General features: G+C 62.7%; 15 protein-coding genes. 6 read left to right on the top strand and 9 right to left on the bottom strand.

Annotated elements, in window-relative coordinates:
* On the top strand, positions 1-96 hold a 96-nt coding region (locus tag KKQ10_RS25890; protein ID WP_139315762.1), incomplete at its 5' end, for an integrase core domain-containing protein.
* Positions 97-233: 137 nt separating this feature from the next.
* On the opposite strand, the gene cynR is transcribed toward KKQ10_RS25890, so the two are convergent.
* Positions 234-1109: a transcriptional regulator CynR gene (gene cynR / locus KKQ10_RS25885; RefSeq protein ID WP_215502711.1), complete on the bottom strand. Its 876-nt coding sequence runs from the start codon at positions 1107-1109 to the stop codon at positions 234-236.
* Between the two features lie 120 nt (positions 1110-1229).
* Between cynR and cynS the strand changes: the two genes are divergently transcribed.
* Positions 1230-1697 (top strand): cyanase, encoded by a 468-nt coding sequence (cynS, locus tag KKQ10_RS25880; protein ID WP_215502710.1) that lies wholly within the window; start codon positions 1230-1232, stop codon positions 1695-1697.
* A 62-nt stretch (positions 1698-1759) separates the two neighbouring features.
* Positions 1760-2419 carry a carbonic anhydrase gene (locus KKQ10_RS25875; RefSeq protein WP_215502709.1) on the top strand — a complete coding sequence of 220 codons (660 nt, stop codon included), beginning with the start codon at positions 1760-1762 and terminating at the stop codon, positions 2417-2419.
* A 143-nt stretch (positions 2420-2562) separates the two neighbouring features.
* On the opposite strand, the gene KKQ10_RS25870 is transcribed toward KKQ10_RS25875, so the two are convergent.
* From KKQ10_RS25870 to KKQ10_RS25860, 3 genes are all read right to left on the bottom strand, one after another.
* Positions 2563-4065 carry an aldehyde dehydrogenase family protein gene (locus tag KKQ10_RS25870; protein WP_215502708.1) on the bottom strand — a complete coding sequence of 501 codons (1503 nt, stop codon included), beginning with the start codon at positions 4063-4065 and terminating at the stop codon, positions 2563-2565.
* 177 nt (positions 4066-4242) lie between these two features.
* Positions 4243-5151, bottom strand: coding sequence for a glutaminase B (glsB, locus tag KKQ10_RS25865; RefSeq protein WP_027611723.1), 909 nt, complete (start codon positions 5149-5151; stop codon positions 4243-4245).
* A gap of 97 nt (positions 5152-5248) precedes the next feature.
* Entirely contained in the window at positions 5249-6865 is a 1617-nt protein-coding gene (locus tag KKQ10_RS25860; protein ID WP_215502707.1) for a L,D-transpeptidase family protein, read from the bottom strand.
* Between the two features lie 150 nt (positions 6866-7015).
* Here KKQ10_RS25860 and KKQ10_RS25855 point away from each other — a divergent pair, with 150 nt between their 5' ends.
* The gene (locus KKQ10_RS25855) at positions 7016-7729 is read left to right on the top strand and encodes a murein L,D-transpeptidase catalytic domain family protein (RefSeq protein WP_215502706.1); all 714 of its coding nucleotides are present in this window, start codon (positions 7016-7018) and stop codon (positions 7727-7729) included.
* 99 nt (positions 7730-7828) lie between these two features.
* Here KKQ10_RS25855 and KKQ10_RS25850 read toward each other — a convergent pair whose 3' ends face one another.
* Entirely contained in the window at positions 7829-9229 is a 1401-nt protein-coding gene (locus KKQ10_RS25850; protein ID WP_215502705.1) for an MFS transporter, read from the bottom strand.
* Between the two features lie 103 nt (positions 9230-9332).
* Between KKQ10_RS25850 and KKQ10_RS25845 the strand changes: the two genes are divergently transcribed.
* Positions 9333-10220, top strand: a complete 888-nt coding sequence (locus KKQ10_RS25845) for a LysR family transcriptional regulator (protein ID WP_127651519.1) — start codon at positions 9333-9335, stop codon at positions 10218-10220.
* Here the strand turns inward: KKQ10_RS25845 and KKQ10_RS25840 are convergent.
* Positions 10217-10837, bottom strand: a complete 621-nt coding sequence (locus tag KKQ10_RS25840; protein ID WP_127651520.1) for a cell wall hydrolase — start codon at positions 10835-10837, stop codon at positions 10217-10219. The two genes, KKQ10_RS25845 and KKQ10_RS25840, sit on opposite strands and share 4 nt — an antisense overlap.
* A gap of 199 nt (positions 10838-11036) precedes the next feature.
* On the opposite strand from KKQ10_RS25840, the gene KKQ10_RS25835 reads away from it, so the two are divergent.
* Entirely contained in the window at positions 11037-11888 is an 852-nt protein-coding gene (locus KKQ10_RS25835) for a CAP domain-containing protein (RefSeq protein ID WP_127651521.1), read from the top strand.
* 187 nt (positions 11889-12075) lie between these two features.
* Here the strand turns inward: KKQ10_RS25835 and KKQ10_RS25830 are convergent, their stop codons facing one another.
* Genes KKQ10_RS25830 through KKQ10_RS25820 form a run of 3 tightly spaced genes read right to left on the bottom strand, consistent with a single transcriptional unit; the run spans position 12076 to position 14667 of the window.
* The gene (locus KKQ10_RS25830) at positions 12076-12231 is read right to left on the bottom strand and encodes a DUF2474 family protein (RefSeq protein ID WP_127651522.1); all 156 of its coding nucleotides are present in this window, start codon (positions 12229-12231) and stop codon (positions 12076-12078) included.
* On the bottom strand, positions 12218-13234 hold the full coding sequence (gene cydB, locus KKQ10_RS25825) for a cytochrome d ubiquinol oxidase subunit II (RefSeq protein WP_127651523.1): 1017 nt from the start codon (positions 13232-13234) through the stop codon (positions 12218-12220). Before cydB ends, KKQ10_RS25830 begins: the two co-directional genes overlap by 14 nt.
* A gap of 17 nt (positions 13235-13251) precedes the next feature.
* Entirely contained in the window at positions 13252-14667 is a 1416-nt protein-coding gene (locus KKQ10_RS25820) for a cytochrome ubiquinol oxidase subunit I (RefSeq protein WP_127651529.1), read from the bottom strand.
* Positions 14668-14722 lie beyond the last annotated feature (55 nt).

Here is a 14722-nt window from a genome sequence, read left to right as displayed (position 1 = left end):
ATGGTGCGAGAGGCCGTCACGATCTACAACCAGGAGCGGCCGCACCTCTCTTTAAAATACAAAACGCCCGATGCGGTGCATCGGGCGTTAGGGTGAAACAGGTGTAAACCTATTTCAGGACTAGACACCCTTAAAACTCACCGTAGGAGCTGCCGAAGGCTGCGATCTTTTGATCTTGATCTTAAAAACAAGATCAAAAGATCGCAGCCTTCGGCAGCTCCTACAGGGAGATATCATTGGCGTTGTAGGACGAGATTCATAAACGCCAGCGCCGCCGCACTGTGATAATTATTCTTGCGTCGCAACAACGCCGCCCCACGCTGCGGCGCTTCGTTCTCGACCCGTAGCCTGTGCAACGCCCGATCCTCGGTCGCAATCGCCTCAGGCAACATCGTCGCCATTGGCGAATGCCGCACCACTTCGAGCAATGTACTCACCGAGTTCACCTCGATCCGCACCTGTGGGGTAATCCCCTGCTGACGGAAATACTCATCGATCGATAGCCGCGTGATGAAGTCCGGCGCGAGCAAGGCGAAATCCAGTTGCGCAAGGTCTCCCGAGGTCAGCACCGCGGTGCTTTCGTACAGCGGATGCTCACGCCCGACCATGATGCCCAGAGTTTCGGTAAACGCCGGGATGCACTCGATGTCCGGGTTGCGTACCGGGGTAAAAGCGATGGCGATGTCCAGCGAGTCGTCCGCCAGCCCCGCTTCGATGTCGTCCATCGACAGCTCGAAAATCTGCAGGTGAATCCCGGGAAACCGCGCCGCGTAATCACGCACCAATGGCCCGACCAGATAGGCCATGAACGTCGGGGTCATGGCCAGGCGCAAGGTGCCGCGCGACAGGTCCTTCACGTCGTGCAACGCACGTTTGCCCGCCTCCAGCTCCACCAGTACCCGCCGCGCGCATTCGATGTAAGCCTCGCCGGCATCGGTGGGTTTGACCGTGCGCGAAGTTCGGTCGAACAGGATCACCCCCAGGGTTTCCTCCAGTTGGCGAATCTGTTGCGACAGGGTCGGCTGCGACACGTGCAAGGCCTCAGCCGCTCGGGTGAAACCGCCGTGATCGGCCACGGCCAGCAGATAACGCAAATGTCGCAACAGCATGGACTCACCATCTATAGGCAGGGCTTATGCGAAGCATTGTATATCGGTCTTGGACGCTATGGATCAATCGGCAGAAGATTGCTTCCACACAGCAAGCCCACCTTGAAAGGAGTGACAACCATGCAACAGTCCCACGCCTACAACGATGCCAGCCTGGCCCTGACCACCCGTATTCTCGACATCAAGGCACGCAAAGGCCTGTCGTGGCAGGATCTGGCCGACGACACCGGCCTGAGCCTGGCCTACGTCACTGCTGCCCTGCTCGGCCAGCACCCGCTGCCGCAAGACGCCGCGCAAGTGGTCGGCGACAAACTTGAACTGGACGCCGACGCCATTGCCGCCCTGCAGATCATCCCGCTGCGCGGCAGCCTCAGCGGCGTGCCGACCGACCCGACCATCTACCGCTTCCACGAGATGATCCAGATCTACGGCACCACCCTCAAAGCCTTGGTACATGAGCAGTTCGGTGACGGCATCATCAGCGCCATCAACTTCAAACTCGACATCAAGAAAGTCGAAGACCCGGAAGGCGGCTCCCGCGCCGTGGTCACCCTCGACGGCAAGTTCCTGCCGCTGCGTCCGTTCTGATCCATCCCGGCCCGCGCTCCGCGTGCGGGCCGACCGCTCTCTTGTTCAATGAGGACATGCCCATGAAAGCCCTGATCGACGGTTTCCTGAAGTTCCAGAACGAAGCGTTCCCGCAACGCACTGAACTGTTCAAACACCTGGCGACTACGCAGCAGCCCGGAACCCTGTTCATCACCTGTTCCGACAGCCGCGTGGTGCCGGAATTGCTGACCCAGCAAGAGCCCGGCGAGCTGTTCGTGATCCGCAACGCGGGCAATATCGTGCCGTCCTACAGCCCGCACCCGGGCGGGGTGTCGGCGACGGTGGAATACGCAGTGGCAGTGCTGGGGGTGACCGACATCGTGATCTGCGGCCACTCCGACTGCGGTGCAATGACCGCGATTGCCCAGTGCAAATGCATGGATCACCTGCCCGCCGTCAGCGGCTGGCTGCAACATGCCGAGTCGGCGAAAGTGGTGAACGAAGCGCGCCCGCATGCCAATGACGCGGCCAGGTTGAGTTCAATGGTACGGGAGAATGTGATCGCGCAACTGGCGAACATTCAGACCCACCCGAGCGTGCGCCTGGCGCAGGAGAAAGGCCTGTTGAACCTGCACGGCTGGGTGTATGACATCGAGACGGGCTCGATCGATGCGCTGTCGGCGGATCGCCGCACGTTTGTGCCGCTGGCCGAGCAGCCGGCGACTTGCGCCATTACTGCCAAACCTGCCAACGCTGCCTGAATAGACACTATCAAACTCTGTGGCGAGGGGGCTTGCCCCCGTTGGGCTGCGAGCAGCCCCCAAAAAGCCGGGGCAGCTTCGTGACCCAACGGGGGCAAGCCCTCTCGCCACACATCAGATGTCCTGGTTAATGGTTTCAGACATCAGCGTTTTACGGTGAGGTCGATCTGAGTCATGCGGCTACGAACGGTGAACACCCCATCCCCCGACAGAATCGCACTGCGCGCAAACAGGCGCCCACTCTCCCAGTTCGAAAGCCCCAGCTCCGGCTTGTTCAGCGCGTACTGACCGTCCACCCAACGGGTAATCCCGTTACCCACAAACGGCGCGTTCACCGCGTTGTAAAAACGCTCTTGCGCAGCAGCATCCTCGCTGATCAGCGACACCGTGAACTGCGGGCTGTAGCGGTTGAACAGGGCAATCGCCTGAGCCAGATCGTCGACGATCATCAGGCTGACTTCCGGGGTTTCTTCCCATTCCCACTCGCGACCCAGCTGGGATTGCGCCAGCGCTTCGGCCAGGGCTTCGGTCTGATACCCCTCGGCGCGATAGACCTCGACCGTCGCGTGCTGCCACTCAGCCGGCAGATAACTTTCACTGCCTTCGACGATGTGCAATTTGCAGCCCTGCCCGCGTGCGGCGCCGGCCTGTTGCAGGGCATCGAGGAACAGCGGCACTAGTTCGGCGGCGCGATCGCGTTGAATCAGGCAGACATTCAGTGTGTTGCAGACTTTGCGATCCAGCGAGTTGCGCACCACGGCGGCGAAGCGCGTGGCGTCGGCGTCACGATCAGCAATCAGCCACGCACCACCGGTGCCGTGCAGGCTGACCGCCGTGCCAGCCTGTTGAGCGATGCTGCCCAACTGGCTGACCGCACGGCCCGAACCCCGGGCCACCGCCAGCGACAAACGCCGGTCGGCGAACATCGCCCAACCGGCGGCGTGATTGACGCTTTCCACCAGCGACACTGCACCCGCCGGCAGACCGGCATCGGCCAGCGCCGGGTTCAAGGCGTGAGAGACGATCGCTTGCGCCGTGCCTAACGCGTCACTGCCGATGCGCAACACTGCAGTGTTGCCGGTGCGCAATACCCCGGCGGCGTCGGCAAAGACGTTCGGTCGCCCTTCAAACACGAAGGCCACGATGCCCAACGGCGACACCACTTGTTCGACCTTCCAGCCGTCGTGTTCGACGCTGCTGATGACCTTGCCGCGCGTGGCCGGCGCATCTCGCCAGGCGCGCAGGCCGGCGATCATGTCGCGGCGCATGCGTTCATCGGCGAGCAATCGGGTGGTGGAGCGGCCACGGGCCTTGGCGCGCTCGATGTCGGCCAGGTTCGCCGCTTCGATCAAGGCCCAGCAATCCGGGGTTTCCAGGCGTTGCGCGAACAGATCGAAGAAGCGGCTGATGGCCTCGTCGGACACCGACGACAGAGCGGTGAAGGCCGCCGCTGCACGTTCGATCGCCACCGCAGCGGCCTGTTGATCGACGACCGGAATCAGCAACAGCTCGCCGCTCACCTGCTCGACCAGCAGGTGGTCACCGGGCTGAAAACGCGCGGCCAGTTCGGGGCTGACCACGGTTACGCGGTTACCGGCGAAAGGGATCGGCGTGCCAGCGACTAGACGTTCGAGCGCAAGAGACATGAAGCGGATTCACCATAGGAGGGGCGGCCGGAAAATGTATAGGAATAGCCCTCCCCCAAGCAACACAAACCCCTTGTAGGAGTGAGCCTGCTCGCGATAGGTGTGTCAGGCGCAGCCATATTGAATGACACACCGCTATCGCGAGCAGGCTCACTCCTACCGTTACCGCGGTGTTTTTTAGAACACCGACCAGCCAATCCGCGAGCTCAACATCTCCAGCGCCGCCATCCCCGCCAGCGAGTTGCCGGCGGCGTTGAGTTCCGGCGACCACACGCACACGCTGAACTGCCCCGGCACCACCGCGACGATACCGCCACCGACTCCACTCTTGCCCGGCAGACCGACACGATAGGCAAAGTTGCCGGCCTCGTCGTACAGACCGCTGGTGGCCATGATCGAGTTGACCTGTTGGGTCTGGCGTCGGGTGAGGATCTGTTCGCCGCTGTGTTTGCAGAAACCGTCGTTGGCGAGGAAGCAGAACGCTCGCGCCAGGTCGATGCAGTTCATGCGCAACGCGCAGTGGCTGAAGTAACTGCGCAGCACCGCTTCGACATCGTTGTGGAAGTTGCCGAACGATTGCATCAGGTACGCCATGGCCGCGTTGCGGGCACGATGCTGGTATTCGGACTCGGCGACCTTGCCGTCGACGATCACTTGCGGATTGCCCGACAAGCGCCGCACAAAGTCACGCATCGACAAGGCCGGCGCGGCAAAACGCGATTGGTTGATGTCGCAGATCACCAGCGCCCCGGCGTTGATGAACGGGTTGCGCGGGCGCCCGCGTTCGAACTCCAGCTGCACCAGCGAGTTGAACGGCTGGCCGGACGGTTCGTGACCCAGACGCTCCCAGATCGCCTCGCCGGAATGCTCGATGGCCTGCACCAGGCTGAACACCTTGGAAATACTCTGCACCGAGAACGGCGTCTCGGCGTCGCCGGCGCAATACATTTCGCCGTCATTGCCATACACCGCAATGCCCAGCTGATTGGCCGGCACGGTGCCGAGGGCGGGAATGTAGTCAGCCACTTTGCCCTGCCCGATCAAGGGCCGGACAGCGTCAAGAATCTCGTTCAACAGCGCTTGCATGCCGGGTTCCGAAGTCTCGCCCCATGGGATTGCGGGGACACTTGGGCTAGACGCTGCACACGCTTGCGGAATCACACAAAACTCCTACAGGGGTCGATCAGTTTGCCCCGTCCAGCCCGGCCAGCAGCGCGCTGTCGCGACTGTAGATGTCCGGCGCATAACGCACCTGCCCGTCACTGCCGACTTGCGCTGTCCAGTAGGTCATCAGGATCGGCACCGGCGCCGACAGACGGAATTCGTGGGTGCTGCCGGTGGCGAGCAAGGTTTCGGTGCGCGCGCGTTCCGCCGGGGTCAGCAACAGGTCACGCAGTTGCATCGGATGCTCGACCCGCACACACCCGGAGCTGAACGCGCGGGGGCCTTTGTCGAACAGGGCTTTGCTCGGCGTGTCATGCAGGTACACCGCGAACGGGTTGGGGAAGCGAATGACCATCTGCCCCAGCGGGTTACGCGGCCCGGCGTCCTGGCGCAGCATGATGTTGCCGGGGTTGTCCCAGTCGATGTCCGCCGCGGCCAACGGCTGGCCATGGGCGTCGAGCACTTGCAGATTCTGGCGGCTGAGGAAGGTCTGGTCCTTGCGGATCGCCGGTAGTTTGTCTTCCTTCCAGATGGTCGGCGGCACGGTCCAGGTCGGGTTCAGGGTCAGGCGCGTGACCCGGGATTTGAGCAGCGGAGTCTGCCGTTCGGCGCGGCCGACCTGGGTGCGGGTCTGCCAGACTGGCTTGCCGCCCTGATACAGGGTCAGCTCGGCGGCAGCAACGTTGACCAGCAAGCCATCGGGCTCCATGTCCTGCGCCAGCCAGCGGAAGCGTTCGAGGTTGACGCGCAATTGTTCGCGGCGCGTCAGCGGACTGATGTTGAGTTCGGCAATCGTCCCCGGCCCGACCACCCCGTCGGCCTGCAACGAATGGTTGACCTGGAAGCTTTTTACCGCCTCCACCAGCACGCCTTCATAGGCATTGCCAGGAGTGCCGATGGCGTGAGTCAGGTAGCCTTCGTTGAACAAGCGCTGCGCCAGTTCCGGCACGCGTTTGTCTTCCATGGCCGGGCGCAGCAACGGGCCGTTGCCGACCGACTGCCAGCGCGGCAACGCTTGCTGCCGTAGGCTTGCGTAGAGATGACGCAGGCTCTGGTATTGCGCCAGACGCGGACGCGCCAGATCGAACGCGGCCTTGATGTCGTGCAGACCGGGCACGGCGATGGCGAGCAATTCGGCCTGGCGGTCACGCGGGGTGTCGTCGGCATGCCACAGCGGCTCGAAATGCGACTGCAACAGGCGCCCGTAATGCAGATCCTGCAGGGCTTGCAGGTAATTGCGAGTGATGTCGATATCGGCGCACAGTTCGCCGTCCTGCGGCGGATTGACCGCCACCGGGTAGCGCTTGGGATTGAGTCCATCATCGGCCAACAGCTGCAATTGCCCCTGCAAGGCCGGCAAACGCCCTGACTCGCTGGCCCACACCGGCAGCCAGTCCTGCTGCTGGTAGAACGCTTGCAGTTGCGCCAGCGCCGGGCCGCTCAGGTGCGCGGCAATCGCCGGGCAGGCCTGGGGCAAACCGATCAGCACCGCCTGCAGCGGACTTTGCGGTTCGACCGGCATTTCCGCCGGCGGCGTCGGCAGAGTCTGCAACGGCGGCAACGGCTCATTGGCACAAGCGACAAACGGCGCAGCGAGCAAACAAATGCTCAAGTAGGATGCGTACTTTTTGAACAACTGCTTTACTCCAATCCGTGGCCGTCTCAATGATGGTCAACCTTACATCAGGTGCGCTGAACAGTCAGGCCCGAATCAGGGGTCTGTCGGGTATGACTGGGAGTCAGGAGCCAAAGTGCCAAATAAGTAGCAAGTGAGGACACTTTATAAATGTTGACGTTTTTGCGCCGACTTCTGCTGTCTACCGCGACCCTCGTCGTCGTGAGCAGCCCCGCTTTCGCCGCCGGCAAACCATCGCCGGTTCTCTTCACCAGCCTCGCCCAGGCCGCGCCGGAACTCAATCCCCAAGCGCTGAAAGGTGCCTTGAACGCCATGCAATGCGCGGTCAACAGTGGCGCGAAACCGTCCCGGCACCTGGCGATCATCGATTATTCGCAGCCCTCCACCGCCCGCCGGCTGTGGATCTTCGATCTGAGCAGACAGAAACTGGTACTGCGCGACCTGGTCGCCCACGGCTCCAATTCCGGGGAAAACTTCGCCACCCAGTTCTCCAACCGCGAAGGCAGTTACCAGTCCAGCCTCGGCCTGTTCCGCACCCAGGAAAGCTACAAGGGCACCCACGGTTATTCGCTGCGCATGGACGGTCTGGAGCCGGGCTTCAATGACATGGCCCGCGACCGCGCCATCGTGATCCACGCCGCCGATTACGTGAATCCGTTGTGGAGCAAGCGTCAGGGCCGCATCGGGCGCAGTCAGGGTTGCCCGGCGGTGCGTCCGCAAGTGGCCAGGCAGGTGATCGATAAACTCAAGGACGGCCAGTTCATGTTCTCCTGGTACCCCGACCAGCGCTGGCTGAAATCCTCGCCGTACCTCAACTGCCAGCCACAGCAGGTGGCAAGCATCTTGAGTACCCACGCCAGCTGACGAACACCACAATCCCTTGTAGGCGCTGCGGCACGCTACGATCTTTTAAGAGCAAGATCAAAAGATCGCAGCGTGCCGCAGCGCCTACACGGAGGTGTGTCAGTCCGCGGGGTTTGTGGCATCGCGAGCAGGCTCGCTCTCACAGGTGATCCGCGTTCGGCTGACGAACAGGGCCATGACCATCAGCGCCGCCGCAACGCCGAACGTGCTGTGCAAGCCGCTGCCGATAACCTCGGCCGGGGCTTGTGTCGGGTCCCCCGTAGCGAACGCAAACACCGCCCCCATCACCGCCGCGCCAGTGATCAAACCCAGATTGCGCGCCAGCCCCAGCAGGGCCGAGACCACGCCGCGCTGAGCCTGACTGACCGTACTCATCAACCCGGTATTGTTCGCCGCCTGGAACAACGCGTAACTGCTGGCGATCACCGCCATCGGCAGCAGATACGCCGGCAGCCCGAAACGGGTCGGCAACAGCGCCAACAAACTGCAGCCGCCAGCCAACCCGAGCAACGCACCGGGCACCACCCGCCGCGCGCCAAAGCGATCCACCAGACGCCCCGCCGGCACACCGCCGCACGCCGCCAGCAGCGGCCCGACCGACAACGCCAGGCCGACCACGGTGCTGCCCAGTCCCAAACCCCGGCTCAGGTAAAACGGCCCGACCACCAGCGTGGTCATCATCACCGTCGTCACCAGGAACGTCAGCGCCAGGCTACTGCTCAGTCGCGCATCGGCGAACAATGACAAACGAATCAGCGGCGCCCTGGCTTTCATCTCGACCCCGACAAACACCCCGGCTCCGCACAGGCTGACCAGCAACAACATCAACGTATAACCGTCGAGTGTCATCGCCAGCGCGTAGGCTGCCAGTGCCAACACCAGCACCACGGTGCCGGGGTAATCAAACGCAACGCCCGACCTCGCCGGCCGATCGGCTGGCAGATAGCGATAAACCAGCCACGCATTGAGCAGACCCAACGGCACGTTGAGGACAAAGATCGATGGCCAGCCGACCTGCGCGATCAGCAGGCCACCCAGCGACGGCCCGAGGCTGGTGCCGGTGGCCGACATCGTCGCCAGCAAGCCCATCGCACTGCCCGCTCGCGCCTTGGGCACCGCATCTGCCACCAGCGCCACGGTCAACGCAAACATGATCGCCGCACCAAGGCCTTGCACCGCCCGGGCGCCGATCAACCAGCCCAATCCCGGGGCCAGCGCGCAGCACAAAGACGCGCTGGTAAAAATGCCGATCCCGATCAGTAACAGTCGCCGCCGACCGATCCCGTCGCCCAGACGCCCGACACTGACGATCAACGTGGTGACCGCCAGCAGGTACGCCAGCACAATCCACTGCACCTGTTGAAACGTCGCCCCGAATGCCGTGGCCAGTGTCGGCAGCCCGGCGTTGGCGATGCTGGTGTCCAGCGACGGCATCAACATCGACAGCGCCAGACTGGTCAGCGCCCAGCGGGCTTGGGGGGTCAACGGGGATCCGGGCATCGGGCGCTCCTGGTGCAAAGGTCAGACGGCATAGCCTGAGTCTCGACAAGGCAAGGCGCAAGACGCATGCTTTGCACTTGATACCTGCATGGAACGCCATGTCATGAGCACACCGGATCTGAACCTGTTGATCACCCTCGACGTGTTGTTGCGCGAAGGCAGCGTCGCGCGCGCCGCGCAATGCCTGCGGTTGAGCCCGTCGGCCATGAGCCGCGCCCTGGCCCGGCTGCGCGAAACCACTGGCGATCCATTGCTGGTAAGGGCGGGCCGTGGTCTGGTACCGACACCACGGGCGCTGGAATTGCGCGAGCGGGTCAGTGGCCTGGTGCAGGAAGCCGAGGCGGCGTTGCGCCCCGCCGAAATACTCGACCCCGGCCAGTTGCAGCGCACCTTCACCTTGCGCAACACCGACGGTTTCGTTGAAACCTTCGCCGCCGCACTGCTCGCGCGCATCGCTGAAGAGGCGCCCGGCGTGCGCCTGCGGTTTGTGCAGAAAGCCGACAAGGACAGCACGCTGCTGCGTGAAGGCCGGGTGGATCTGGAGACCGGTGTGGTCGACGACAGCACCGACCCGGCGCTGCACAGCCGTATCCTGTTTCAGGATCACTGGATCGGCGTGGTCCGTGAGGGGCATGCGTTGAGTGCGGGCAAGATCAGCAGCAAACGCTTTGCCGGCGGCCAGCACATTCTCATCTCACGTCGTGGGCGCAGCAGCGGTCCGGTGGACGAAGCGTTGCTCGCGTTGGGGCTGACGCGGGATATCGTCACCTCGTTCGGCGGCTTCTCTGCCGCCCTGACGCTGGTCCGCGAATCGGACCTGATCGCCACCGTTCCGGAGCGTCACACCAGCAAACTGCGCACGGGCCTGCACAGTTTCTCTCTGCCCTTCAGGATGCCGCCGATCAGCGTGTCGATGCTCTGGCACCCGCGCATGGACGCCGACCCGGCGCATCGCTGGTTGCGCAACTGTGTCAGGGAAGTCTGCGTCTAACGCGCATCACCGCCGACCGGTTTGTAGAACAGGAATTTGCCGACCTCGGCGGTCTTTCTGTATTCCCTGGCCCAACTCGGATGCACGTTGCGATCATGGAAGTACAGCGCGCCATGGGTACGATCCGGCAGCTGGCGGTTCAGCGCCTTGCCTGCAATCGCCTTAGCCAGGGTGTATTCGGCGTCTTCCTTGACCTGATCCGCCTTGCCATCGCACCACCAGGAAAACTGGCAGCTTTTGGTTTCCGAACCCTGCTTGACCACTTCGCACACCGTACCGGGGAAGCCGTCGTGGCCCAGGCGGTTCATCACCACATTGGCCACCGCTTGCATTTCCGGCGTATCACGGCCCTTGGCTTCCCAGTAGATACTGCGCGCCAGGCAGGTGATCGGATCATCCAGCGGCGCGGAGCCTGCCGGGTCTACCGCTTGTACTTCGGTGGGGGTGATCGCTTCGGATTTGGGCGCCGGCGCGGCGCTGACTTTGTCGGCGGCTTTTTCTTCCAGCACCTGAGCCTTTTCTTCGGCCTTGGCCTTGATCGGTGCCTGTTCGGTAGCCATCACCCCACCGGCCATCAGGGTCACTGCGAAACAGCCAGCCAACCATTTCAATCCCATGTCAGTTCTTCCGGCAGCGCCCGGTCCGGGCAAGGTGTTTCGTGGGGGAGACGCCCGGTTTCCGGGGCCTTTGGAGAGTGTAGACGGCAAATACCGGCGCATCGTTCCGCAGAAAAACCCGCTCGATGAAGAAAAAGACATTGCATTCCCCCGGGCCATTTCGCGCATCATGGGCGCATTCCGCTCAAGGGAGATTTCCATGCGCTTCATGCCATCCGTTTTGCGTTTTGCCGCGCTGTCCGTGGGCCTGGCCGTGACTGCCTCGGCCATGGCTGCCGACGAGTCGCAACTGATCGAGTCGATCAACGCCTACCGTAGCCAACCACAGCGCTGCGGCAGCCAGGCGTCCAACGAATTGCCACCGCTGTCGGCCGATCCACGACTGCGGCTGCCGGCCACCGGTGCAGTCGATCTGCAACAGGCCATGGCCAGCGCCAGTTACCCGATGGTCAACGTGCAGGCGATCACCCTCAACGGCCCGCGTGATGCGGCGTCGGCGATGAAGGCGATACAGGAGAGTTTCTGTCAGGTGGTGCTGGATCCACAGTTCGTCGATGTCGGCGTCAGCCGTACCGATCGCGACTGGCGCATTGTGCTGGCGCGACCGTTGCTGTCGGCGAAACTGGGCGATGCGCAGAGCGAAGGCCAGAAGTTGCTCGAGCAGCTCAACGCCGCCCGCGCCCAGCCGCGCCAATGCGGTGGCCAGGCCTTCGCCGCCGCCGCACCGTTGGCCTGGAATGCGAGCCTGGGCACTATCTCCCAGGATCACAGCCGGGACATGGCCAACAACAACTACTTCGACCACAAGGACCGCGACGGCCGCACCCCGGGTGACCGCGCCGAACTGGCCGGCTACAGCGGCCAACAGGTCGGCGAAAACATCGCCGCCGGGCAAGACACCGTACGCAAAGTCGTCGACGGCTGGCTCGCCAGCCCCGGCCACTGCGCCAACCTGATGAACCCGCAATACAAGGAACTCGGCGCCGCCTACGCGACCGATCCAAAGAGCAGCGCCGGGATCTACTGGACCGCGATGTTTGGTGCGCAATAACCCCTATCCCATGCACCGCTACCCCCTGTAGGCGTGAGCCTGCTCGCGATAAGGCCAGCCCAGTCAACATGGCCATCGACTGACCCACCGCCATCGCGAGCAGGCTCACTCCTACAATGTCTGGTGGTACATCCAGAATTCCGACCGCCACAAAAAAACCGGAGCCATGGCTCCGGTTTTTTCATTGTCAGTGGGTTCTCATTCCCGCTGCATACATCGCCAGTTTCAGCAGGCTCGCCACCACCGCGAGTGACACCACACTGCCCAGCCAGATCAGCAACAACCAGCCCAGGCGCTTGTACCAGCGGCTGGATCTGGCCTCGCGCGAATCAATGGTAGCCATCGCCAATCCTCACTTTGCCGCGGAATACGTAGTAGCTCCAGAAGGTGTACATCAGGATCACCGGCAGGATGAACAGTGCGCCGATCAGGGCGAACAACTGGCTCGATGGCGGTGACGCCGCCGCCCACAGGCTCACCGACGGCGGGATGATGTTCGGCCAGATGCTCAGCGCCAGGCCGATGTAACCCAGCAGCATCAACACCAACGTGAACACGAACGGCCAGTGGGTGTGGCGCTGACGCAAGGTGCGCAGCAATCCGAACAACGCCAGCAGCGCCAGCACCACCAACCCGCCAAACACCAGCAAGTGCCCATGGCTCGACCAGCGCGTGGCCAGTTCCGGGTGCAGTTGCAAGGTCCACACGCCAATCACCACCACCATCGCCAGCAGCAACCAGGCCAATGGTCGGGTGAACAGGCGCATCCGCGATTCGAGCATGCCTTCGGTCTTGACCAGCAACCAGGTACTGCCCAGCAGCGCATACGCCACCACCAGACCGACGCCGCACACCAGCGGGAACGGCGCCAGCCAGTCCAGGCCGCCACCGGCAAACTGCCGATCCACCACGGGAATGCCCGACACGTACGCGCCGATCACCACGCCTTGGGAGAACGTCGCCAGCAGCGAGCCGCCGATGAACGCCTTGTCCCACCAATGGCGTTTCTGCGGCGACGACTTGAAGCGAAACTCGAACGCCACGCCACGGAAAATCAGCCCGCAGAGCATCAGGATCAGCGGCAGGTACAACGCCTCCAGAATCACTCCATACGCCAGCGGAAAAGCGCCATACAACGCCGCGCCACCGAGCACCAGCCAGGTTTCGTTGCCGTCCCAGACCGGGGCGACGGTGTTCATCATCACGTCGCGCTCCTGCTCATCGGGGATCAGCGGAAACAGGATCCCCAGCCCCAGATCGAAACCGTCCATGATCACGTACATCATCACCCCGAAGGCAATGATCACACCCCAGATCAACGAAAGATCGATACCTTGAATACCCATGATTCAATGCTCCTTTATCAGTGGATCCGGGTCGCGGATTCAAGGTGATCGGTCGCTGCCGAAAGAGGCCGGCGCGGTGTCTGCAAATGTTCATCCGCAGGCGGATGTTCGTGATGCGGCTGCGGACCTTTGCGTACCAGTTTCATCATGTAGCCGATGCCCACGGTGAACACCGAGCAGTAGATCACCACGAACAGCAGCAACGAGGTGCTCATCTGCGCCACCGAGTGGTGGGACGCCGCGTCATGGGTACGCATCAGGCCGTACACCACCCACGGCTGACGCCCGACTTCGGTAGTGATCCATCCGGCCAGCAGCGCGATCAACCCACTCGGCCCCATCAGCAATACCAGACGCTGGAAGCCACGATGCTGATAGAGCTTGCCACCACGACGCAGGGCGAGGCCCAGCAGACCGACGAGGATCATCAACATGCCCAGCCCGGCCATCACGCGGAAGCTCCAGAAGATGATGGTCGAATTCGGCCGATCCTCTTTCGGGAAGCTCTTGAGCGCCGGGATCTGTTTGTCGAGGCTGTGGGTCAGGATCAGGCTGCCCAGGTACGGGATTTCCAGCGCGTACCTGGTCTTCTCCGCCTGCATGTCGGGGATGCCGAACAGCACCAGCGGCGTCGGGCCGTTGTCGGCGTTTTCCCAGTGACCTTCGATGGCGGCGATTTTTGCCGGTTGATGCTCCAGGGTGTTCAAGCCGTGGGCGTCACCGACCACTGCCTGAATCGGCGCAACGATCAGCGCCATCCACAACGCCATGGAAAACATCTTGCGCACCGGCGCCGTGTTGTTGCCGCGCAGCAAGTGCCAGGCCGCCGACGCACCGACGAAGAACGACGTCGCAACGAACGCGGCAATCGCCATGTGCGCCAGCCGGAACGGGAACGAAGGGTTGAACACGATTGCCAGCCAGTCCAGCGGCATCACCCGACCGTCGACGATTTCGAAGCCCTGCGGGGTCTGCATCCAACTGTTGGAAGCGAGAATCCAGAAGGTCGAAATCAACGTGCCGATGGCGACCATCACCGTGGCGAAGAAGTGCAAACCACGACCGACGCGGTTCCAGCCGAACAGCATGACCCCGAGGAAACCGGCCTCAAGGAAGAATGCAGTCAGCACCTCATAGGTCAGCAACGGCCCGGTGATGCTCCCGGCGAAGTCGGAAAACCCACTCCAGTTGGTACCGAACTGGTACGCCATGACCAGCCCCGAGACCACGCCCATGCCGAAGTTGACGGCAAAGATCTTCGACCAGAAGTGGTAAAGATCACGGTAAGTGTCGTCATGGGTTTTCAGCCACAAGCCTTCGAGTACCGCAAGGAAACTCGCCAGACCGATGGTGATCGCCGGGAAGATAATGTGGAACGAAACCGTGAACGCGAATTGAATTCGCGCCAGGTCCAGTGCCTCCATGTTGAGCATGATGATGTCCTCATCCAGGCTGAAAAGCGGCAGCACGTCGCCGGGCCACCGCCAG

Source organism: Pseudomonas sp. MG-9, from assembly GCF_018729515.1.
In the GTDB taxonomy this organism is placed as follows: domain Bacteria; phylum Pseudomonadota; class Gammaproteobacteria; order Pseudomonadales; family Pseudomonadaceae; genus Aquipseudomonas; species Aquipseudomonas serboccidentalis.
The sequence above is the reverse complement of the archived record's forward strand: the minus strand, read 5'-3'. Positions and strand labels throughout refer to the sequence as shown.

Excerpts from the sequence above, each read along its gene's own strand:
- glsB (WP_027611723.1), bottom strand. The coding sequence starts at position 5,151 with ATGCAAGCGCTGTTGAACGAGATTCTTGACGCTGTCCGGCCCTTGATC.
- KKQ10_RS25835 (WP_127651521.1), top strand. The coding sequence starts at position 11,037 with ATGCGCTTCATGCCATCCGTTTTGCGTTTTGCCGCGCTGTCCGTGGGC.
- KKQ10_RS25850 (WP_215502705.1), bottom strand. The coding sequence starts at position 9,229 with ATGCCCGGATCCCCGTTGACCCCCCAAGCCCGCTGGGCGCTGACCAGT.
- KKQ10_RS25845 (WP_127651519.1), top strand. The coding sequence starts at position 9,333 with ATGAGCACACCGGATCTGAACCTGTTGATCACCCTCGACGTGTTGTTG.
- cynR (WP_215502711.1), bottom strand. The coding sequence starts at position 1,109 with ATGCTGTTGCGACATTTGCGTTATCTGCTGGCCGTGGCCGATCACGGC.
- KKQ10_RS25855 (WP_215502706.1), top strand. The coding sequence starts at position 7,016 with ATGTTGACGTTTTTGCGCCGACTTCTGCTGTCTACCGCGACCCTCGTC.
- KKQ10_RS25830 (WP_127651522.1), bottom strand. The coding sequence starts at position 12,231 with ATGGCTACCATTGATTCGCGCGAGGCCAGATCCAGCCGCTGGTACAAG.
- KKQ10_RS25875 (WP_215502709.1), top strand. The coding sequence starts at position 1,760 with ATGAAAGCCCTGATCGACGGTTTCCTGAAGTTCCAGAACGAAGCGTTC.
- KKQ10_RS25820 (WP_127651529.1), bottom strand. The coding sequence starts at position 14,667 with ATGCTCAACATGGAGGCACTGGACCTGGCGCGAATTCAATTCGCGTTC.
- cydB (WP_127651523.1), bottom strand. The coding sequence starts at position 13,234 with ATGGGTATTCAAGGTATCGATCTTTCGTTGATCTGGGGTGTGATCATT.
- KKQ10_RS25840 (WP_127651520.1), bottom strand. The coding sequence starts at position 10,837 with ATGGGATTGAAATGGTTGGCTGGCTGTTTCGCAGTGACCCTGATGGCC.
- KKQ10_RS25870 (WP_215502708.1), bottom strand. The coding sequence starts at position 4,065 with ATGTCTCTTGCGCTCGAACGTCTAGTCGCTGGCACGCCGATCCCTTTC.
- cynS (WP_215502710.1), top strand. The coding sequence starts at position 1,230 with ATGCAACAGTCCCACGCCTACAACGATGCCAGCCTGGCCCTGACCACC.